Origin of the sequence: Streptomyces sp. CC208A (assembly GCF_030010625.1) — a bacterium.
Taxonomy (GTDB): domain Bacteria; phylum Actinomycetota; class Actinomycetes; order Streptomycetales; family Streptomycetaceae; genus Streptomyces.
Window position 1 is genome coordinate 64470 of sequence record NZ_JASCXN010000012.1, and the last position, 18070, is coordinate 82539.

Consider the following 18070-nt stretch of genomic DNA (forward strand, 5'->3'; position numbering starts at 1 on the left):
TGGTGCTTGCGTGCCCGGCACAACGCCTTGACGGAAACCGTCCGTGCCACCGCCTCCGGGCGGTGGCACGGCGTACGACGGAAGGAGGCGGTCATGCTCATCGGCCACGCCTTCGAGGAGGGCGTCCTGCACCTGTCGCTCCCCGGCGACCTCGATCTCACCACGCGGTCCGCGGCCGATCTGGAGGCCCAGGCCCTGGCCCAGACCCACCGTCCCCGGCTCGTCCGGGTCCAGCTCTCCACCGCCGACCCCTCGCCCGCGTCCCTGAGCGTCCTCTCCCGCGTCCGCCGCTTCTGCGAGAACGTCCGGATCCCCCTCACCGTCGTCGGCCCCGTGAAGGTCGCCGCGGCACCTCCACAGGAATAGGCCCACCCCGCCGCCCACCGGCACCGCCGTTCACCCGTTCGGGTGAGGGTGTTGCCCGGTGGGCGGCGGCCCTCACGGCCGGAACAGAACCTTCACCGCGTCGTCGCTCTTCGACTGGAACATCTCGTACGCGGCCGGCGCCCCGTCCAGCGGCAGCCGGTGCGTCGCGAAGCCGTCCACACCCAGCGGGTCGGCATCGGTGAGCAGCGGACGCAGCTCCTCCACCCAGCGCAGCACGTTCGCCTGCCCCATGCGCAGCGTGAGCTGCTTGTCGAACATGACGAGCAGCGGCATCGGATCGGCCCCGCCCCCGTACACGCCGGCCAGCGACACCGTGCCGCCCCGCCGCACCAGCTCGACCGCCAGGTGGAGAGCCGACAGACGGTCCACGCCGTAGCGGCGCATCAGCCGCCGGGCCAGCGCGTCCGGCAGCCGCGCCACGAGGCCGTGCAACGTCTTCGCCACCGGCGCGCCGTGCGCCTCCATCCCGACCGCGTCCACGACCGCGTCGGGGCCCCGCCCGTCCGTCAGCTCCCGCACCCGCTCCACCAGCTCCTCGCCGTCCGCCGAGGGATCCAGGACGTGGACGCCGCGGGCGGCCGCCCGGGCCCGCCGGGCCGCCACCGGATCGATGCCGACGACCGTCTCCGCCCCGCGCAGCAGGGCGATCCGGGCGGCCATGTCCCCGATGGGGCCGAGCCCGAGCACGGCGAGCGAACCGCCGCGCGGCACCTCGGCGTACGCGACCGCCTGCCACGCCGTCGGCAGCACGTCCGACAGATAGACGAAGCGGTCGTCCGGCGGCCCTTCGGGCACCGGGATCGGCAGGGTGTCGCCGAACGGCACCCGGAGGAACTCCGCCTGCGCGCCCGGCACCTGCCCGTACAGCTTGGTGTAGCCGAACAGCGCCGCCCCGCTGCCGTACGCGTGGACCTGGGTCGTCTCGCACTGCGAGTGCAGCCCCGACAGACACATCGGGCACCGCCCGCAGGAGAGGTTGAACGGCACCACGACCCGGTCGCCCGTTTTCACCCTCCGCACCTCGGAGCCGGTCTCCTCCACCACCCCCATCGGCTCGTGCCCCAGGATGTCGCCCGGCTCCATGAACGGGCCGAGGACCTCGTACAGATGCAGGTCGGATCCGCACAGGCCGCTCGTGGTGATCCGCACGATCACGTCCGTGGGCTCCTGGAGCACCGGATCGGGCACCGTCTCCACCGTGACCTTCCGCCGGCCCTGCCAGGTGACGGCCTTCATCCCGGCCACCTCCTCCTCCGGCGTCGTGCACCGGTCGCCGTCGTGGGCCCGTCCGGTGGGACGCGGGGGGCTGGCCCCGCGGCTACCCGGTACGGACGGCCCCACACCTCCCGCACCCGGCCCAGGCCGTCCGCGGGAGCCGGGGGAGTCGCCGAGGGCACGGCGGGTAGGGGCGTACGAGACACACCGGCCCCCAGCGGGCCCGACACGAACGAGGAGCTGAGCGTGATGGACACGCCGCTCGACCATCCGACCACCGACGAGCGCCCCCACCACGACGCCACGCTGCGCACCTGCCGGCCGGCCCTGACCGGTCCGGACCCCGGGCTGCCCGACGACCTCGACACCACCGACCCGGAGCGGAACATCGTCCGGGGCGACGACTGACCCCGTGCCGGCCCGCCGTCGGCCACGCCCCCGCCGTTTACGAGGGGGCGCCCCCGGCAAGGCGCCGCGCATGACACATTTCGGCTACACGATGATGACCGAGCAGGCGGGCCCCCGTGAGCTGGTCGACCACGTGGTCGAGGCCGAACGCGTCGGCTTCGACTTCTCCGTGATCTCCGACCACTCCTTCCCCTGGCTCGACTCCCAAGGACACTCCCCGTACGCGTGGAGCGTGCTCGGCGCGGCCGCCCAGGCCACCCGCAGCATCCCGCTGATGACGTACGTGACCTGCCCGAGCTTCCGGTACCACCCGGCAGTGGTGGCGCAGAAGGCGGCGACGCTCCAGCTCCTCTCCGAGGGCCGCTTCCGGCTGGGCCTCGGCTCCGGCGAGAACCTCAACGAGCACATCACCGGGGGCGGCTGGCCCACCGCCCGCGTCCGCCTGGAACGCCTGGAGGAGGCCGTCGACATCATCCGCGCCCTCTTCACCGGGGAGTACGTCGACCACCACGGGCGCCACTTCGACGTGACCGCAGCCCGTCTCTGGGACCTGCCCGACCAGCCGCCGCCCATCGGGATCGCCGCCTCCGGCCCCCGCTCCTCGGCGCTCGCCGGCCGCCGCGCCGACCTCCTCGTCGCCGTCGAACCGAGCCGGGACCTGACCGAGGGCTTCGACCGGCACGGCGGTACCGGCAAGCCCAGGATCGGACAGCTCGCCCTCTGCTACGACCCCGACAGCGACGCCGCCGTGGCCCGCGCGCACGAGCAGTTCCGCTGGGCGCTCGGCGGCTGGCGGGTCAACCCGGAACTGCCGCTGCCGAAGAGCTTCGCCCAGGCCGCCGCGCACCTGGAGCCCGAGGACGTCGCCGAGGCGATCCCCTGCGGCGACGACCCCGGCGCGGTGGTGAAGGCCGCCGACGCCTACCGGAAGGCCGGGTTCACGGACCTCGCGCTCGTCCAGATCGGCGGCGCCCACCAGGGACCCTTCCTCGAATGGGCCCGGACCACCCTGCTGCCCGCCCTGCGGGCCGCCTGACCGCCGACCGCCGAGCCCGGACGGAGCCGACCGTGGACACCGCGAGCAGGGCCGGGGCCGGGGGCCGTGCGCCGCGCACGGTCGGAGTCGAGGAGGAACTGCTGCTGGTGAGCGAGCGGACGGGCGAGCCGCTCGCGCTCTCCTCGGCCGTCCTCGCCGCCGCCGCGGCCGAACCCGACCGCGGCGGGGAGAAGGTCTTCGAGAAGGAACTCCACCAGGAGATGCTGGAGTTCGCCACCAGCCCGCAGCACGCCATGGACGCCGTGCGCGCGGAGCTCGTCCGGTGGCGGAGCGAGGCCGCCCGGCACGCGCGCGGGGCCGGCGCGCTCGTCGCGGCGCTCGCCACCTCCCCGGTGCCCGTGCGGCCCTCGCGCAACCTCGGGGTCCGGTACCGCTGGATGGCCGAGCAGTTCGCCCTCACCACCGAGGAACAGCTCACCTGCGGCTGCCACGTCCACGTCGCGGTCGACTCCGACGAGGAGGGCGTCGGCGTCCTCGACCGCATCCGCCCCTGGCTCGCCCCGCTGAACGCCGTCAGCGGCAACTCGCCGTTCTGGCAGGGCCGGGACAGCGGCTACAGCAGCTACCGCAGCCGGGTGTGGAACCGCTGGCCGTCCGCCGGCCCTTACGAGCCCTTCGGCAGCGCGGCCGCCTACCACGCGCGCGTGCGCGACATGATCGCCACGGGCGTCCTGCGCGACCCCGGCATGGTCTACTTCGACGCCCGGATCTCCCACTCCAACCCCACCGTGGAGATCCGCGTCGCCGACGTCTGCCTGGAGGCGGACACCACCGTCCTCGTCGCCGCCCTCGCCCGCGGCCTGGTGGAGACCGCCGCCCGGGCCTGGCGGGACGGCGCACCCGTCCCCGGCGCCCCCTCCGCCCTGCTGCGGCTCGCCTCCTGGCGCGCCGCCAGGTCCGGGCTCGGGGGACCCCTCCTCGACCCCCGCACCCTGCGGGAGGTCCCCGCCGACGTGGCCCTCGGGGCGCTGGTCGACCACACGGAGGCGGCGCTGCGGGACGCCGGCGACCTCGACCTGGTCCACCGCGGCCTGGCGGAGCTGCTCGCCTCCGGCGGCGGCGCCGCCCGCCAGCGCGCCCTGTACGAGGCGGAGGGGGGCGACCTGGGCGGGGTCGTCCGCGCCTGCGTCCGGATCACGGCCGGAGCGGGCTGACCCCGGGAGACCGGAACCGCGAGACCCGAACGGAGAGGCGTACGAGATGAACGACACCGACCGCCGGACGGACCCGGACGGCGACGCGCCGCTGCGCGCCCTGGCCCTCGTCTGCACCCTCAGCCCCTCGCCCGCGCGCTCCAGCTCCCAGCTGCTCGCCGAGCGGACCATGGCCGCGCTCGCCGAGCACGGCGTCACCGGCCGGACCCTCCGCGTCGTCGACCACGACGTGCGCCCCGGCGTGGAGACCGACATGGGCGAAGGCGACGCCTGGCCCGGGATCCGGGAGGCGATGCTCGACGCCGACGTCCTCGTCCTCGCCACCCCCATCTGGCTCGGCCACCCGTCGAGCATCGCCCAGCGGGTCCTGGAACGCCTGGACGCCGAACTTGCCGAGTCGGACGACGAGGGCCGCATGCTCACCTACGGCAAGGTGGCCGTCGTCTGCGTCGTCGGCAACGAGGACGGCGCCCACAAGGTGAGCGCCGACCTCTTCCAGGGCCTGGACGACGTCGGCTTCACCCTGCCCGCGAACGCCGTCACCTACTGGGTCGGCGAGGCCATGCAGCGCACCGACTACCAGGACCTGGACGAGCCGCCCGAGGCCACCGAGAGCACCACGAGGACCCTCGCCCGCAACGCGGCCCACCTCGCCCGCCTCCTGAAGGGCGCCCCGTACCCGCCGGGATAGCGGCCCGCCCCGAAAACCGCTACCGCCGGTGCTGGAGAACGCCCAGACTCCTGCCATGACCGACAGGGACACCGACGACAGGGGCGTCACCGGCATGGACGCCTTCCGGACCGAGGCCGCCGAGTGGGCGGCCGGCGGCACCGGCGACCGCGCGCGCGAGCTCGCCGCCCGCCTGCCCGTCCGGACCGTGGTGCTCCTCGAAGGACGCAGCGACGTGGCCGCGGTCGAGGCGCTGGCCGCCCGCCGGGGCCGCGACCTGGCCGCCGAAGGCGTCTGCGTCCTGTCCATGAACGGCGCCACCAACGCCGCCCGCCACGCCCGCCTCCTCGGCCCGCCCGGTCTCGGCCTGCGCCTCACCGGCCTCTGCGACGACGCCGAACGCGCCCACTACGCCCGGGGCCTGGCAGCGGCGGGGGCCGACCCGGACGCGTTCTTCGTCTGCGTCGCCGACCTGGAGGACGAGCTGATCCGCGCCCTCGGCGTGGACCGGGTCGGCGCACTGGTCGACGCCGAGGGCGAGGGGCGCGCCCTGCGCACCTTCCTGAACCAGCCCGCCCAGCGGGGCCGGGACCCCCGGCTGCGGCTGCGCCGCTTCCTCGGCACCACCTCGGGACGGAAGATCCGGTACGGACGTGTCCTCGTGGAGGGCCTGGACCTCGCCCGCGTCCCCGCCCCGCTCGACGGCCTGCTCGCCTCCCTTTGAGCGAGGGCCCGGCGGACGCGCCGGGGGCGGACGCGTCGAGGCCCCGACTTCGGGGTAAACAGAGACCGAACGCCTCCTCTCCCGAACGGACTTGTGCGCGTTGAGCATGCCACCCGGATCCCGTGTACCAGGCAGGACCTGGACGATTCGTCTCACCGGCCACCACGACCACTCGGCGCGGGTCAGCTGCACCACCGCGGGCTGCCGCATGCCCGAGCGTTCCAAGGACGTGCGCGCGCTGCGCGCCTTCGCCGCCGAGCACGTGCGGGCACACGCCCGCCTCGCGACCCCCCGTCCGAACGCCGCGTGCGCCTGCGGAGGAGCGGGCTGCCGCCACCACCGGGCCCGGGCCCTCTGCTCCGGCCGCACCCTGCTCGTCCTCATCCACAACCCGGCCGTCGGCGAGGTCTGGACGCTCGCCGAGATCTGCGAGGCGTGCGCCCCACTGATCACCCACGCCCGGGTCGTGGCGCGCGCGGCGAGCCCCGCCAGGACCCCGAGACCGGAGCGGGTGCCCGAACCGCGCACCGCGGCCCCGGCCGAGGGATCGGCGGTGCCGGTGCTGTTCTCCTCGCCGGAGGCCGCCGGCGGCGCCACCGACGCCGGTGGTCCCCGCCAGGGCCGCCGCTCCCGCCGGGGCGGGCGGGGGAACCGTACGGGCGGCCGGTACTGACCTCCACGGCCCGGCCCGGTCCGCAGGACGCGCCCTACCCCTGCCGGGGGACGAACGCCGGGCGCAGGGCCGGGTCGATCGGGTCGTAGTAGCGGTGGAAGACCGGCGTCGCCGCGCCCGACATCGGCGGCACGATCCAGCTCCAGTCGGCCGGTGTCGGCCGCCCGTGCCGCCGCTCGCGCGCGATGTGCTTCAGGAACCGCTCGGACTCGGTGTGGTGGTCCGCCATCGTCACCCCCACCTCCTGGAAGGAGTGCAGGACCGCCACGTTCAGCTCCACCAGGGCCCGGTCCCGCCACAGCGTCCGCTCCGACGAGCGGTCCAGGCCCAGCCTCTCCGCCACCAGCGGCAGCAGGTCGTACCGGTCGGCGTCGGCGAGGTTCCGGGCGCCTATCTCCGTGCCCATGTACCAGCCGTTGAACGGCGCCGCCGGATACCGCACCCCGCCGATCTCCAGGACCATGTCGCTGATCGCCGGCACCGCGTACCAGCGCAGCCCCAGCTCCGCGAACCAGGCGTGCTCGGGATGGCGCAGCGGCACCTCCCGCACGGCGCCGTCGGGCAGCTCGTACCACTCCGGGCGGGCGTCGGGCCGCTCCCGCACCATCAGCGGCAGCACCTGGAAGGGCTCCTCCTCCCGCTTCCAGCCCAGCTCGCGGGCGAGGGCCGTGACCGCCGCCGCGCGCGGATCGCCCACCCAGCGGCCGGAGGGGGAGCGGTGCCCCGCGTACCGGACCAGCTGGTCGTTGACGATCCGGGGCGCCGGACGGCCCGGCCGGTCCGGGGCGAAGACGGTGAGGACCGGCCGGATCCGCCCGCCGTTCTCCGCCGCCCGCAGGTGCTCGGCACAGGCCGCGGCGATCCCGTCGGCGGACGACACCCCGCGCAGGTCCCGCACGACGAGACTGCTCCAGTAGAGGCGCCCGATGCAGCGGGCCGCGTTGCGCCAGGCGACCCGGGCGCCGAAGGCCAGCTCCTCGGGCGTGTGCTCGTAGGTGCCGGTACGGGCGATCTCGGCCCGCACCCGGCGGACCCGGCCCTCCACGTCCCCGGCACCCGGGCACTCGTCGTGGAACTGCCGGACGAACTCCTCCGCCTCCCGCCGGTCCACCCGGTCGGGCGCACGGACGGCGGACGGCACCGGGGCGGGTACGGCGGCTGGGGCCGAGTAGGGGCAAGCGCCGCCGACGGGTGCGGACGCGCGGCGACGGATCAGACTGAAGACCAAGGTGTTTCCTCCCTGGCCCATGACTACCGTACGGAATCGTCCGGCTGTGGAGAGTGTTCGAACTTCGCCAAGGCGGGCGGTCCGTCCTGATAGGGTGCCCGGCCGCCACCGCCTCTCGCCGGACGGCGGCCTCCCGTCTCAGAGAGCGGTCAGGACGTCCTCGCGCACCCGCTCCAGGACGAGCCCGCCGTCGAGGCGGACGCGGGCGGTGACCACGGGCCGCCGGTCCCGGTACGCCCGCCACGCCGGCTCCAGCTCGCGCACCTGCTCCTCCAGGCGCTCCCGGCTCGCGGGCGGCATCTGGGCGCCGAACGACTCCAGGAGCGAGGCGAGGCGCTCGTACTCCGCCGCCTCCGGGTCCGGCCGGGGCTCCTCCGGCGCGTCGACCCGCTCCACGACCCCCTCCGTGCCCTCGGCAAGCAGCAGCGCCCCGGCCACCGCCTCCGGCTCATCGGCCGGGTCGCCGGCCACCGTGACCGTCCCGGCCACCCTCAGATCGGCCGCGAGACGTACCCGCAGACCCCGTGTGAGCGTCATCCGGCCTTCTTAGCACGGGGTGGGAAGGCGCCCGGCGGCCGGTGGCTCAGGAGGGCAGGTTCTGCTCGGCCCAGACGACCTTGCCGCCGGAGGTGCGGCAGGAGCCCCAGCGGCGGCAGAGCATGTTGACGAGCTGGAGACCGCGGCCCCCCTCGTCGCTGAGGTCGGCGTGCTGGATCTGCGGGAGGTCGGGGCCGGTGTCCGAGACCTCGACGACCAGCCGCTCGCCGCGCAGCAGCCGCAGCTCGCCCGGTCCGTTGCCGTACCGCAGGGCGTTGCCGACCAGCTCGGAGACGACCAGTTCGCACATGTCGGCGAGGTCCTCCAGGCCCCAGTCGGCGAGCTGACGGGTGACCAGCCGCCGCGCCTCGGACGCGGCCCGGCCGCCGCCGGACAGCGGCCACACCCGCAGATCGGTCCCCGGCCCCGGCGGGACGGCCCGCGCGGTCAGCACCACCGCCTCGTCGAAGCGGCCCGGCCCGGCCGGGGCCGCCGCGATCAGCCCGCCGTCCTCCAGGGCTTCCGGCGGCAGGGCGAGCGCCGCGGACCGCAGCCGCCCCAGCTGCTCCTCCAGGTCGGCGCCGCGCGCCTTCACCAGGCCGTCGGTGTACAGCACGAGCCCGCCGCCCTCGGGGACGGTCACCGTCACCGGGTCGTACGGGATCACCCCGGCGCCCAGCGGCGCCCCCGCCGGCAGCGCGACGAACTCGGCCCCGCCCCGCCCGTCGAGCAGGAGCGGCGGCAGATGACCGGCACCCGCCAGGGTGACGCGGGAGTCCGCGGGGTCGTGGACCGCGCAGAGGAAGGTGGCGACCTGGTCGTCCTCCAGGTCGCGGGTGGCCAGGTCGAGCCGGGCGAGCACCCGCTCGGGCGCCATGTCGAGGGTCATCAGGGTGCGGGCGACGGCCCGGAGCCGCCCCATGGTGGCGGCGGCGGGCAGCCCGTGGCCCATGACGTCGCCCGCCATCAGGGCCGTACGACCCCCGGGCAGGGACATGACGTCGTACCAGTCGCCGCCCACCGCGTGGCGGGCCGCCGAGGGCGTGTACTCGGCGTGCACCCGAAGGCCGGGGGTGACCGGGGTGGCGCGGGGCAGCAGACTGCGCTGGAGGGAGACGACGTGCTCGCGCTCCCGCCCGTACAGCCGGGCGTTGTCGATGAAGACGGCGGCGCGGGAGGCCAGCTGCTCGGCCAGGGCCAGGTCGGTGGGGGAGAAGGACGGGCTGCCGGGGCCGCGGACGAAGTCGGCGCTGCCGAGCAGCAGCCCGCGGGCGATCAGCGGCACCGCGAGGTAGCTGTGCACCCCCAGGGCGCGCATCTTCGCCGCGCCGCTCGCGGTGGGGGCGACGCGCTCGAAGTCGCCCTCGCGCATCCGGGCGACCATGACCGGCTTGCCCTGCCGCAGGCAGTACCGGTGGAGCAGGGTCTCGCGCCGCTTCTGGTCGCGCACGTAGGTCTCGCCGACCGGTACCGCTTCCAGGTCGGTCATGGTCTCGACGGCGGAGAGCGCGACCGCCCGCATCGGCGGGACGCCCCGGCCGGTCCAGCGGGAGCCCTCCTCGCCGCGCAGGACGCTCTCCAGGATGTCGACGGCGGCCCCGTCGGCGAAGTCCGGCACGGTGAACTCGGCCAGCTCCCGGGCGGTGCGCTCCAGGTCCAGAGTGGTGCCGATACGGGTGCTCGCGGCGTTGAGCCAGGCGAGCCGCTCCTCGGTGCCGGGCCCGTCGAACGGAACCCCGTCGTCCTCGCGGCGGCGCCGTGCGCGGACCGCTGCGGACCGGTACACCGTCGAGGCCCGCACAGGGGAGACCCTGCCGGTCAGGCGCCTCCCGACGCTGCCGCCGCTCACTCTTCCGGCCTCCAGGGGGAAACTCGACCAGGTGTGGTGCACAGTCTGCACCGGAAGCCCGTCCGGCGCACCATCCGAACGGCAGCGGAATCGCAGCCGAACGGTAGCTCTGTCACATCCGCCGAACGGGTGAAACCTGTTCGGCGGATGTTTCGTCCTCTCCCCCGGGAATTTTCTGGGAATCCCCCGGGAACGCGCCGGAAGGCGCGGGGTCGCATCGGGAACGCGAGGATCGGAGGGCGCATGCGCCGGATGGGCAAGTACACCGCGCACGTGGCCGTGTTGGCGTCGGCGGTCGGCATCAGCCTGGCCGCATGGGGAGCGACGGCGCTGGTGGGCGGGGAGGAAGAGCCCACCCCGTCGGGGGCCGGAGGCGCGGGCGCACCGCGGATACCCGCCCAGCGGCCCGCCGAACCGAACCGGCCCGCGAAGCCGACGGTACGGATCCCGGAAGGGATCGCGCACGCTGCCGAGGAGGGCGGACGGGCCGTCAACATCACCATCGACGACGGTCCGGACCCGCGCTGGACACCGCAGGTCCTTGACATCCTGAAGGAGAACGACGCCAAGGCCGTCTTCTGCATGATCGGCCCTCAGGCGAAGCAGCACGCCGACCTGGTGAAGCGGGTGGTGGCCGAGGGCCACCGGCTGTGCGACCACACCATGACCCACGACACGACGATGGACCGCAAGCCCGTCGCGTACCAGAAGCAGCAGATCCTTGACGGGAAGAAGCTCATCGAGGAGGCCGCGGGCGGGGCGGAGGTGCAGTACTACCGCGCCCCCGGCGGGGCGTTCACCCCGGACAGCCGGAGGATGGCGGCGGCCGCCGGGATGCGGCCGCTGGGCTGGAACGTGGACACCAAGGACTTCGAGCGACCCGGCACCGCGGCCATCGTGGCGACCGTGAAGAACGAGCTGCCCAACGGTCCGACGATCCTCTTCCACGACGGCGGCGGCGACCGCTCGCAGACCGTGACGGCCCTCAAGGAGGTGCTGCCGTGGCTGAAGGGACAGGGCCGCACCTTCGGCTTCCCGGTCCGCACCGCCCCGGACACTCCCTGAGGCCCCGCCGCCCGGCTCACCCACCGTGCGCGGCGGCCTCGGCCAGCAGAGCGGCCCGGTCGACGGCGGCGCTGCCGGTGGCGGGCACCGTACAGGCGTGGGCGCCGGCGATCGCGCCGTACAGGGCGCACCGCTCGAAGGGCTCGCCCGTGAGCCGGCCGAAGAGGAAGCCCGCGGCATAGGCGTCGCCCGCGCCGTTGGAGTCGACGACCGGACCGGGCGGAGCGACGGCCGGGACGTGGACCGGCGCGGCGGCGTCGCGGGTGAGGAGGTACGAACCCCCGGCCCCGGCGGTGGCGACGACCGCCCCGGCCCGGCCGCGCTCCAGGATCCGCCGCATGGCGGCCTCCGGGTCCGGCAGGGCGGCGGCGGAGACGAAGACGAGGTCGGCGCCGTACGCGAACTCCTCGTGGTAGGGGTTCTCGCCGTCCCAGTCGTGCAGATCGGTGGAGACGGTGACCCCGGCCTCGTGGAGCAGCGGGAGCGCGTGGGCGCACGGATGGGTGATCGCGACGTGCGCGTGCCGGCAGGCCGCGGCCAGCTCGCGGACGGTGTCCTCGGGCAGCCGGTCGGCCTCGTGGGAGCGGGTGGCGTCGTAGAGGGAGAGGCGCCGGCCGTCCGGGGCGACGAGGTTCACCGCGCGCTTGGTGCCGGCGGGCAGCGGCACCTCGGTGAAGCCGATGGCGTGGTCGCGGTGGAAGGCGCGGACGAGCTCCCCGGACGGGTCGTCGCCGATCATGTCGATGTGGTGGGTGCGCAGCCCCAGGGAGCTGAGTCCGAGGGCGACGAAGTCACCGGTCTGACCGGCGCGGGTCTCGATGCCGGGCCGGATCATGCGGCTGTCGGCGTACGGGAGCGGGAGCTCGGGGACGTACACGATCGTGTCCACCCCCGACCCTCCCAGGACGAGGACGTCGTACGGCTTCACCGGGCGGGTTCCGGGACGGCCGCGACGACGCGCTGGAGGTGCTCGACGAGCGCGATGAGGACCTGCTTGCTGGACTCCCGCGACCGGGCGTCGCAGAAGACCAGCGGCACCTCGTCCGCGAGGTCGAGGGCCTCGCGGACCTCGGCCGCCGTGTGCGCGGGCCCGCCGAAGTCGTTGCAGGCGACGACGAACGGGGTGCCGTGCTGCTCCAGCCGGTCGACGGCGTACCAGGAGTCCGCGATCCGGCGGGTGTCGACGAGGACGACCGCCCCGAGCGTCCCGGAGAAGAGCCGGTCCCACAGGAACCAGAACCGCTCCTGGCCGGGCGCGCCGAACAGGTACAGCACGTTGTGCGCGTCGAGCGAGATCCGGCCGAAGTCGAAGGCGACGGTGGTGGCCGTCTTGGCGGCGACGCCGACGGTGTCGTCGATGCCCTCGCCGGCCTGCGACATGGTCTCCTCGGTGTTCAGCGGCCGGATCTCGCTGACCGAGCGGACCAGGGTGGTCTTGCCGACCCCGAAGCCGCCGACGACGACGATCTTCAGCCCGTTGTCGGCGGTGCTGCGCAGTGTCCGGCGCTGCTCAGAGATTGCGGAGTCCAACGAGCACCTGCTCCAGGATGTCGTGATCGGGAAGGCGGTACGGGGCGGGGCGCGGGTGCCGTGCGCTGATCCGGCCGGTGTCGTGCAGGTCGGCCAGGAGGATCTTGGTGATCGACACGGGCAGCCCGAGCCCGGCGGCCACCTCCACCACGGCGGTGGGGAAGCGGCACATGCGCAGGATGGCGGCGTGCTCGGACTGCATGCCGGGCACCGGTTCGCTCTCCGCCACCACGAGGGTGACCACGTCGAAGGCGGTGGACCCGGTGCGGCTGCGGCCGCCGGTCAGGGTGTAGAGCCGGTCGGGGGAGTCGTCGCGACCCGGCCTGAGGCGGCTCATCCCCGCGGCCTCGCGACGAGGTGCTCGCCCAACTGCTCGACCAGCTCGGTCATGTTGTGGCCGACGAGCCCGGCGTCGGCGTCCTCCTCGGCGACGAGCGCGAGGTGGGCGCCCTCCCCGGCCTCGACGATGAAGAGGATCCCGCCGTAGAACTCGGCCATCGCGGAGCGGACCCCGCCGGTGCCGTCGCCGAACTCCACGGACGCGCCGTGCGACAGGCTCTGGATGCCCGCGGCGATGGCGGCGAGCTGGTCGGCCTGGTCGACGGAGAGCCCCGAGGTGCGGCAGAGCTTGAGGCCGTCCCGGGAGAGCACCAGGGCGTGCCGGGTGCCCGGGGTGCGTTCCAGGAGGCCCTCCAGGAGCCAGCTGAGCTTGTCGTCGGTGGTCGTGCCGGTCATCGCGGATTGCCTTCCGAAGGGGGGTGGTTCGAGGACGGCGTGGTCGGTTCCGTCGGGGCGGGGGCGTCGGTGCCGGAGGTCTCGTCGGGCTTGGCCCCGGTGCCGCGGACGGCGCGGTGGAAGCCGCCGAAGCGGGCCGAGGCCCGGGCCGCCTCGTCGGCGCGGGGCGCCGTCCGGCGGGCCGGGTCGGCCGGGGCCCTGCCGCTCTCCTGGTGCGCGGCCAGGGTCCGGCCGCGGCGACGGCGCGGCAGCGCCCCGGGCGCGGTGCCTTCGGCCGGCGTCTCGCCCGCCGTCTCGTGGGTGGCCTCCGGCTCGGGCCTCGCGCCGGACGCCGGCACGGAGTCGGGGGCGGTACGGGGGCCGGGCACGGCGCGCGGTACGGAGGCCGGCGGTGTGGCGGGCGGCGTGGCCGCCTCGGCGCCCCGGGCGATGATCTCCTGCGGGAGCATCAGCACGACGCCTGTGCCGCCGCGCGCGGAGGGCCGGAAGGAGACGGACAGGTTGTGCTTGCGGGCCAGCCGTCCGACCACGTGCAGACCGAGGCGGGTGCCGGAGAGGCCGGCCAGGTCCTGGGTGGCGGCGTCCACGGCGGCCTCGGCGCGCCGCAGCTGGACGTCGCTCATGGTCAGGCCGCTGTCCTCGACGGTGATGACGACACCCGCCGGGACCTCCTCCACGTAGACGTGGACCTCCGCGGTGGGCGGGGAGAAGTTGGCGGCGTTGTCGAGGAGTTCGGCGAGTGCGTGCATGACGCCCTCGGCGGCGTGACCGGCGACGGCCGCCTCGCACGTGGAGTGCAGCCGGACCCGCTGGTAGCCGGCGATGCGGCCCATGGCGCCGCGCAGGATCGACTCCATGACGATGGGCCGGGCCCAGCGGCGGCCGGAGCGGGCGCCGGTGAGGACGGCGACGGAGTCGGCGAGCCTGCCCGCCTGGGCGGTGCGGTGGTCGAGGTGGAGGAGGTCGGCGAGGACGTCCTCGTCGGCGTGCCGGTGCTCCATCTCGCGCAGGTCGGCCATCATGCTCGTGGCCAGCGCCTGCATGCGGCCGGCCGCGTTGGCGGCGGCGGCGAGGGCGGCGGAGCGGGCGGACTCGGCGCGGCGCACGCGCTGTTCCAGACCGGCGACCGCGGCCGCGTGCGTGGCGGCGAGCCGTTCGGCCTCGGCCCGCTGGGCGCGGACCAGTTCGTCGACGCGGGCCGTGTGGGCGGCCTCCGCGGCGGCGACGTCGGCCTCGTGACGCCTCTTCAGCTCCGCCGCCTCGCGCTCGGCGGCAGCCTGGCGCTGGACGGCGTAGGTGTCCTGGGAGGCTACCTGGGCGGCCAGCCGCTCGGCCCGCTTGGCCAGTTGGCGGGCGACGCGCGCGTACCAGGTGACGGCGAAGGCGGCGGCCGAGAGCAGCAGGACGCCGCAGACCGCGAACCAGGCCAGGGAGGGGCGGACTTCGGCCGGCGCCGCGTTCGTCGCGGCGGCGGTGAGCGTACCGCCCGCGGCGAGGGTCAGCACGGAGGCGATCAGGGCGGGGCGGAACGGGGTGGGCGACGCCGACATCAACCGGACTCTCGAGAGGCAGGCACAGGGAGGTTCGGAACGACCGCACTATAGAGGCGTTCTTGATCGGTCCGAAACTCTTCCTGACCGGATCGACACCTGGATCGGCATCCGGAGCGCTACAAAACCTTCCAAAACGGCGGCACTGCTTCCGCCGGACCCGGACGACGGGACAACCCCCTGATCGGCGGCCTCCCTTGGCCGATGCGAGGGGAGGCCGCACGGTTTCTCGTGCCATCCGACAGTACGGCGGCCGGGCGTGAGCGGCGCAGACTCTCTGCCACGGCCGCGTCCGGCGAGCCCTGCGGACACCCGGTCCGCGGCTCCGGCGCGCCCGCGCACCACCCGACGCACACGGACGCACACGGACGCACACGAGGGGCGGCGACACATGACGGCGCAGCAGTACGACGGGATCGGCGAGGTGTTCGAGGGGTTCAAGGCCCTGCCGCTCATCCGCTACGGAGAGGTGCCCAGTTTCCTGGAGCTGGTCGGCGACGTCACCGGCAGGACGGTGCTCGACCTCGCCTGCGGCACCGGCTTCTACAGCCGCGAGCTCAAGCGGCGCGGCGCCTCGGACGTCCTCGGCGTCGACATCTCCTCCGAGATGATCGCCGCCGCGCGGGACATCGAGACCCGCGACCCGCTGGGCGTACGGTACGAGGTCGGTGACGTCGCCGAACTGAAGCCGGTGGACCGGCCGTTCGACATCGCGCTCGGCGTGCAGTGCCTCAACTACGCCCGGTCCTTCGCGGAGATGGAGCGCATGTGCGCCAACATCCACCGCGGCCTGAGCGCCGGCGGCGCCTTCTACGTGCTCGCCCAGAAGCCCGACTACGCCTTCGACTGCGCCTCCCTGGAGACGTACGGCTTCCGCTGCGAGCCGACCGGCGAGGAGATCGAGACGGGCCCGAAGGTCCGGGTCACCGCCCTCCTCGATCCGCACCCCATCAGCATCGTCGGCAGCGCCCCGCGTCGCGAGGTCTACGAGGACGCCCTGACCGCGGCGGGGTTCCGTGACGTGGAATGGCTCCCGCTCCGGATCTCCGAGGCGGGCCTCCGGGCGTACGGCGAGGAGTTCTGGGCCGACCTCCTCGCCCACCCCCCGCTCGAACTCCTCCGCTGCCGCGCCTGACCGCCCCTCGGGGCCCGGCGCCACAGCGCCTCCGGCGGTCCTACGAGGCCGTCGCCTCGGCCAGCAGCTCCGGGTTGACGACCCGCAGGATCGTCGCGACGTGCGCCGGGTCGGCGGCCGGCCACAACACCCGCCGCGCCGCCCGGTACTTGGCGGCGAGCCGCTCCCGCTGCTCCGGCGGCAGCCCCGCCGCCCGGTCCGCCCGGCTGTTGTGCGCGTTGTCGGCGATCTTCACGAGCGTGGCGTCGGGATCCCGGGTGATGCGGCGGATCTTCTCCTCGTAGGAGCCGCCGGGGTCGTTGGTGACGGCCTCGACGATACGGACGACCCGCTCGGGGACCCCGGCGGCCCGCAGCTCCTCGGCCGTCCACACGGTGTCCTCGACGACGTCGTGGAGCAGCCCCGCCATGGCCAGCTCGGCCCCCAGCGGGGCCAGCCCCGCCGCCACGGCCCGGACGTGCTCCACGTACGGCACACCGACCTTGTCGACCTGCCCGGCGTGCGCACGGTCGGCCAGGGCGTCCACTTCGGCGAGGGTCTTCATGCCCCCATGATGGCGGATGTGCCGGGGGCCGGGGCACAGCAGCCACCGCCTTCTGCCGGCTCCTCCGGGTCCGGCTGCTCGAAGAGGCCGGCGCCGCCGCAGACCCCGGTCTCCGGGAGGACGAGTTCGACGCGCTCGGCGGACTCGTGGTCGCCGGCGAGGGCGGCGACCACGGAACGGACCTGTTCGTAGCCGGTGGGGGCGAGGAAGGTCGGGGCACGCCCGTAGGACTTCATGCCGACCAGGTGGACGCCCTGCTCCGGGTGCGAGAGCTCCTTCACACCGTGCGGGTGGACGGTGTCGCAGGAGTGCTGGTTGGGCTCGATGCCGCGGCCGACGAGGTGGGCGGCCGCGGCGAGACCGGTGGGGCCGGCTCCGATGACCACGACGGGCAGCTGCTCGGTGGCGGAGGCGTTCATGACGGATCCCCTTCTGTTTCGGCATCTGTCGATCTCTGGCGCCCTCGGCGCGGCAGGCTGTATCGATAGGTGTCAACATAGAAGTATGCTGAACGCGAACGCCCTGCCGCTGCTTCAGCCCGAGGTCCAGCCGTGCTGCCCGCCGCTCGACGAGCGTCCGCTGACCGCCGAAGAGGCCGAGCGGACCGCGAAGATGTTCAAGGCCCTCGGCGATCCGGTCCGGCTGTGCCTGTTCTCGGCGGTCACCTCCCACGAGGGCGGCGAGGCGTGCGTCTGCGACATCTCCGACGTCGGCGTCTCGCAGCCCACCGTCTCCCACCACCTGAAGAAGCTGAAGGAAGCCGGCCTGCTCTCCTCCGAGCGGCGCGGCACCTGGGTCTACTACCGCGTCGAGCCCGCCGTCCTCGCCGCCATGGGCGCGCTCCTCACCAAGGCGGCGACCGCGTAGCGGGCCGGGTGAACGGTCCGGGGCGGGGTACGCGCCGTACACACCCCACCGGAAGGAGTCGCCGTCATGGAGACAGCCGTACGAGGCATGATCAACACCTTCCCGGCGCCCCTCGACGAGCTCGACACGGACGCGACGGCCCGCTGCGTCGAGGCATGCATCGCCTGCGCGCAGGCATGTACCGCCTGTGCGGACGCCTGCCTCTCCGAAGGAGTGGTCGGCGAACTCGTCACCTGCATCCGTACCGACCTCGACTGCGCGGACCTCTGCACCGCCACGGCGGCCGTGCTGTCCCGGCACACCGGTCACGACACCGAGGTCACCATGGCCGTCCTGGCCGCCTGCCGCACGGCCTGCCGGGTCTGCGCCGCCGAGTGCGAGCGGCACGCCTCCAGTCACGAGCACTGCCGCATCTGCGCCGAGGCCTGCCGTACCTGTGAGGAGGCCTGCCGGACCCTCCTCGACCGCCTCGGCTGACCGTCGGAAGACTGCCGGAGGAGGCCACAGTGAACGGGGAACAGCACCCCGACCGGGCGGACGCGGCCGCCGACGAGCGCCGCGCCCGTTCGGCACGGCGCGAGGCCGAGGAGACGGCCCAGCACCGCTCGAAACGCTCCGTGGACGACGCGCACGGCAGCACCGCCAAGCGGCAGACCCCGGGCTCCGGCCGGGAGGAGCAGCGCGAGCCCCACCCGTGAGCACCGTCCGAGTTCGACCCTTGTCCGGCCACCGGAAGCGCAGG

22 protein-coding genes and 1 pseudogene are annotated in these 18070 nt (G+C 74.5%); 12 read left to right on the forward strand and 11 right to left on the reverse strand.

Going from position 1 to position 18070, the window contains the following annotated elements:
* The first annotated feature begins 93 nt into the window (after positions 1–93).
* The gene (locus tag QK442_RS15460) at positions 94–366 is read left to right on the forward strand and encodes a hypothetical protein (protein ID WP_282694504.1); all 273 of its coding nucleotides are present in this window, start codon (positions 94–96) and stop codon (positions 364–366) included.
* A gap of 72 nt (positions 367–438) precedes the next feature.
* On the opposite strand, the gene QK442_RS15465 is transcribed toward QK442_RS15460, so the two are convergent.
* On the reverse strand, positions 439–1623 hold the full coding sequence (locus tag QK442_RS15465; RefSeq protein ID WP_282694505.1) for an alcohol dehydrogenase catalytic domain-containing protein: 1185 nt from the start codon (positions 1621–1623) through the stop codon (positions 439–441).
* Between the two features lie 225 nt (positions 1624–1848).
* Between QK442_RS15465 and QK442_RS15470 the strand changes: the two genes are divergently transcribed.
* The 6 genes from QK442_RS15470 to QK442_RS15495 all read left to right on the forward strand — a co-directional run bounded on the left by QK442_RS15470 (position 1849) and on the right by QK442_RS15495 (position 6288).
* A complete protein-coding gene (locus QK442_RS15470; RefSeq protein WP_282694506.1) occupies positions 1849–2010 on the forward strand; it encodes a hypothetical protein in 162 nt (53 codons plus the stop codon).
* 70 nt (positions 2011–2080) lie between these two features.
* Positions 2081–3046: a TIGR03557 family F420-dependent LLM class oxidoreductase gene (locus QK442_RS15475; protein WP_282694507.1), complete on the forward strand. Its 966-nt coding sequence runs from the start codon at positions 2081–2083 to the stop codon at positions 3044–3046.
* 32 nt (positions 3047–3078) lie between these two features.
* Positions 3079–4221: a glutamate--cysteine ligase gene (locus tag QK442_RS15480; protein ID WP_282694508.1), complete on the forward strand. Its 1143-nt coding sequence runs from the start codon at positions 3079–3081 to the stop codon at positions 4219–4221.
* A 46-nt stretch (positions 4222–4267) separates the two neighbouring features.
* Positions 4268–4912: an NAD(P)H-dependent oxidoreductase gene (locus tag QK442_RS15485; protein ID WP_282694509.1), complete on the forward strand. Its 645-nt coding sequence runs from the start codon at positions 4268–4270 to the stop codon at positions 4910–4912.
* Between the two features lie 94 nt (positions 4913–5006).
* Positions 5007–5615: a TOPRIM nucleotidyl transferase/hydrolase domain-containing protein gene (locus QK442_RS15490; protein ID WP_282694625.1), complete on the forward strand. Its 609-nt coding sequence runs from the start codon at positions 5007–5009 to the stop codon at positions 5613–5615.
* Between the two features lie 208 nt (positions 5616–5823).
* Entirely contained in the window at positions 5824–6288 is a 465-nt protein-coding gene (locus QK442_RS15495; RefSeq protein ID WP_282694510.1) for a hypothetical protein, read from the forward strand.
* A 34-nt stretch (positions 6289–6322) separates the two neighbouring features.
* On the opposite strand, the gene QK442_RS15500 is transcribed toward QK442_RS15495, so the two are convergent.
* The 3 genes from QK442_RS15500 to QK442_RS15510 all read right to left on the reverse strand — a co-directional run bounded on the left by QK442_RS15500 (position 6323) and on the right by QK442_RS15510 (position 9902).
* Positions 6323–7516 (reverse strand): nitric oxide synthase oxygenase, encoded by a 1194-nt coding sequence (locus QK442_RS15500; protein WP_282694511.1) that lies wholly within the window; start codon positions 7514–7516, stop codon positions 6323–6325.
* Positions 7517–7654: 138 nt separating this feature from the next.
* The gene (locus QK442_RS15505; protein ID WP_282694512.1) at positions 7655–8053 is read right to left on the reverse strand and encodes a hypothetical protein; all 399 of its coding nucleotides are present in this window, start codon (positions 8051–8053) and stop codon (positions 7655–7657) included.
* Positions 8054–8099: 46 nt separating this feature from the next.
* Complete coding sequence (locus tag QK442_RS15510) at positions 8100–9902, reverse strand: SpoIIE family protein phosphatase (RefSeq protein ID WP_282694513.1); 1803 nt, start codon at positions 9900–9902, stop codon at positions 8100–8102.
* Positions 9903–10145: 243 nt separating this feature from the next.
* On the opposite strand from QK442_RS15510, the gene QK442_RS15515 reads away from it, so the two are divergent.
* Entirely contained in the window at positions 10146–10967 is an 822-nt protein-coding gene (locus tag QK442_RS15515) for a polysaccharide deacetylase family protein (protein ID WP_282694514.1), read from the forward strand.
* 16 nt (positions 10968–10983) lie between these two features.
* On the opposite strand, the gene QK442_RS15520 is transcribed toward QK442_RS15515, so the two are convergent.
* The 5 genes from QK442_RS15520 to QK442_RS15540 are packed head-to-tail and all read right to left on the reverse strand — an operon-like array spanning position 10984 to position 14782.
* Complete coding sequence (locus QK442_RS15520) at positions 10984–11895, reverse strand: adenosine kinase (RefSeq protein WP_282694515.1); 912 nt, start codon at positions 11893–11895, stop codon at positions 10984–10986.
* Positions 11892–12497, reverse strand: a complete 606-nt coding sequence (locus QK442_RS15525) for an ATP/GTP-binding protein (protein ID WP_282694516.1) — start codon at positions 12495–12497, stop codon at positions 11892–11894. Before QK442_RS15525 ends, QK442_RS15520 begins: the two co-directional genes overlap by 4 nt.
* Complete coding sequence (locus tag QK442_RS15530; protein ID WP_282694517.1) at positions 12478–12834, reverse strand: DUF742 domain-containing protein; 357 nt, start codon at positions 12832–12834, stop codon at positions 12478–12480. Before QK442_RS15530 ends, QK442_RS15525 begins: the two co-directional genes overlap by 20 nt.
* Positions 12831–13232 (reverse strand): roadblock/LC7 domain-containing protein, encoded by a 402-nt coding sequence (locus QK442_RS15535; protein ID WP_282694518.1) that lies wholly within the window; start codon positions 13230–13232, stop codon positions 12831–12833. Before QK442_RS15535 ends, QK442_RS15530 begins: the two co-directional genes overlap by 4 nt.
* The gene (locus QK442_RS15540) at positions 13229–14782 is read right to left on the reverse strand and encodes an ATP-binding protein (RefSeq protein ID WP_282694519.1); all 1554 of its coding nucleotides are present in this window, start codon (positions 14780–14782) and stop codon (positions 13229–13231) included. Before QK442_RS15540 ends, QK442_RS15535 begins: the two co-directional genes overlap by 4 nt.
* A 391-nt stretch (positions 14783–15173) precedes the next feature.
* Here QK442_RS15540 and QK442_RS15545 point away from each other — a divergent pair, with 391 nt between their 5' ends.
* Positions 15174–15917: a class I SAM-dependent methyltransferase gene (locus QK442_RS15545; protein ID WP_282694520.1), complete on the forward strand. Its 744-nt coding sequence runs from the start codon at positions 15174–15176 to the stop codon at positions 15915–15917.
* 40 nt (positions 15918–15957) lie between these two features.
* Here QK442_RS15545 and QK442_RS15550 read toward each other — a convergent pair whose 3' ends face one another.
* Complete coding sequence (locus QK442_RS15550; protein WP_282694521.1) at positions 15958–16461, reverse strand: HD domain-containing protein; 504 nt, start codon at positions 16459–16461, stop codon at positions 15958–15960.
* Positions 16458–16787, reverse strand: a pseudogene (locus QK442_RS15555) (flavoprotein); the annotation flags it as partial. The gene QK442_RS15550 and the pseudogene QK442_RS15555, both read right to left, overlap by 4 nt.
* 178 nt (positions 16788–16965) lie before the next feature.
* On the opposite strand from QK442_RS15555, the gene QK442_RS15560 reads away from it, so the two are divergent.
* The 3 genes from QK442_RS15560 (at position 16966) to QK442_RS15570 (ending at position 18026) form a co-directional block, all read left to right on the forward strand.
* Positions 16966–17328 carry a metalloregulator ArsR/SmtB family transcription factor gene (locus QK442_RS15560; RefSeq protein ID WP_282694522.1) on the forward strand — a complete coding sequence of 121 codons (363 nt, stop codon included), beginning with the start codon at positions 16966–16968 and terminating at the stop codon, positions 17326–17328.
* Between the two features lie 66 nt (positions 17329–17394).
* The gene (locus QK442_RS15565; RefSeq protein WP_282694523.1) at positions 17395–17805 is read left to right on the forward strand and encodes a four-helix bundle copper-binding protein; all 411 of its coding nucleotides are present in this window, start codon (positions 17395–17397) and stop codon (positions 17803–17805) included.
* 29 nt (positions 17806–17834) lie between these two features.
* The gene (locus tag QK442_RS15570) at positions 17835–18026 is read left to right on the forward strand and encodes a hypothetical protein (RefSeq protein WP_282694524.1); all 192 of its coding nucleotides are present in this window, start codon (positions 17835–17837) and stop codon (positions 18024–18026) included.
* Positions 18027–18070 lie beyond the last annotated feature (44 nt).

What these genes read in the sequence shown, in the direction of transcription:
- QK442_RS15495 (WP_282694510.1), top strand. Translation starts at nt 5,824, where the DNA reads ATGCCCGAGCGTTCCAAGGACGTGCGCGCGCTGCGCGCCTTCGCCGCC.
- QK442_RS15550 (WP_282694521.1), bottom strand. Translation starts at nt 16,461, where the DNA reads ATGAAGACCCTCGCCGAAGTGGACGCCCTGGCCGACCGTGCGCACGCC.
- QK442_RS15540 (WP_282694519.1), bottom strand. Translation starts at nt 14,782, where the DNA reads ATGTCGGCGTCGCCCACCCCGTTCCGCCCCGCCCTGATCGCCTCCGTG.
- QK442_RS15465 (WP_282694505.1), bottom strand. Translation starts at nt 1,623, where the DNA reads ATGAAGGCCGTCACCTGGCAGGGCCGGCGGAAGGTCACGGTGGAGACG.
- QK442_RS15490 (WP_282694625.1), top strand. Translation starts at nt 5,007, where the DNA reads ATGGACGCCTTCCGGACCGAGGCCGCCGAGTGGGCGGCCGGCGGCACC.
- QK442_RS15560 (WP_282694522.1), top strand. Translation starts at nt 16,966, where the DNA reads ATGCTGAACGCGAACGCCCTGCCGCTGCTTCAGCCCGAGGTCCAGCCG.
- QK442_RS15535 (WP_282694518.1), bottom strand. Translation starts at nt 13,232, where the DNA reads ATGACCGGCACGACCACCGACGACAAGCTCAGCTGGCTCCTGGAGGGC.
- QK442_RS15515 (WP_282694514.1), top strand. Translation starts at nt 10,146, where the DNA reads ATGCGCCGGATGGGCAAGTACACCGCGCACGTGGCCGTGTTGGCGTCG.
- QK442_RS15485 (WP_282694509.1), top strand. Translation starts at nt 4,268, where the DNA reads ATGAACGACACCGACCGCCGGACGGACCCGGACGGCGACGCGCCGCTG.
- QK442_RS15545 (WP_282694520.1), top strand. Translation starts at nt 15,174, where the DNA reads ATGACGGCGCAGCAGTACGACGGGATCGGCGAGGTGTTCGAGGGGTTC.
- QK442_RS15475 (WP_282694507.1), top strand. Translation starts at nt 2,081, where the DNA reads ATGACACATTTCGGCTACACGATGATGACCGAGCAGGCGGGCCCCCGT.
- QK442_RS15530 (WP_282694517.1), bottom strand. Translation starts at nt 12,834, where the DNA reads ATGAGCCGCCTCAGGCCGGGTCGCGACGACTCCCCCGACCGGCTCTAC.
- QK442_RS15460 (WP_282694504.1), top strand. Translation starts at nt 94, where the DNA reads ATGCTCATCGGCCACGCCTTCGAGGAGGGCGTCCTGCACCTGTCGCTC.
- QK442_RS15505 (WP_282694512.1), bottom strand. Translation starts at nt 8,053, where the DNA reads ATGACGCTCACACGGGGTCTGCGGGTACGTCTCGCGGCCGATCTGAGG.
- QK442_RS15565 (WP_282694523.1), top strand. Translation starts at nt 17,395, where the DNA reads ATGGAGACAGCCGTACGAGGCATGATCAACACCTTCCCGGCGCCCCTC.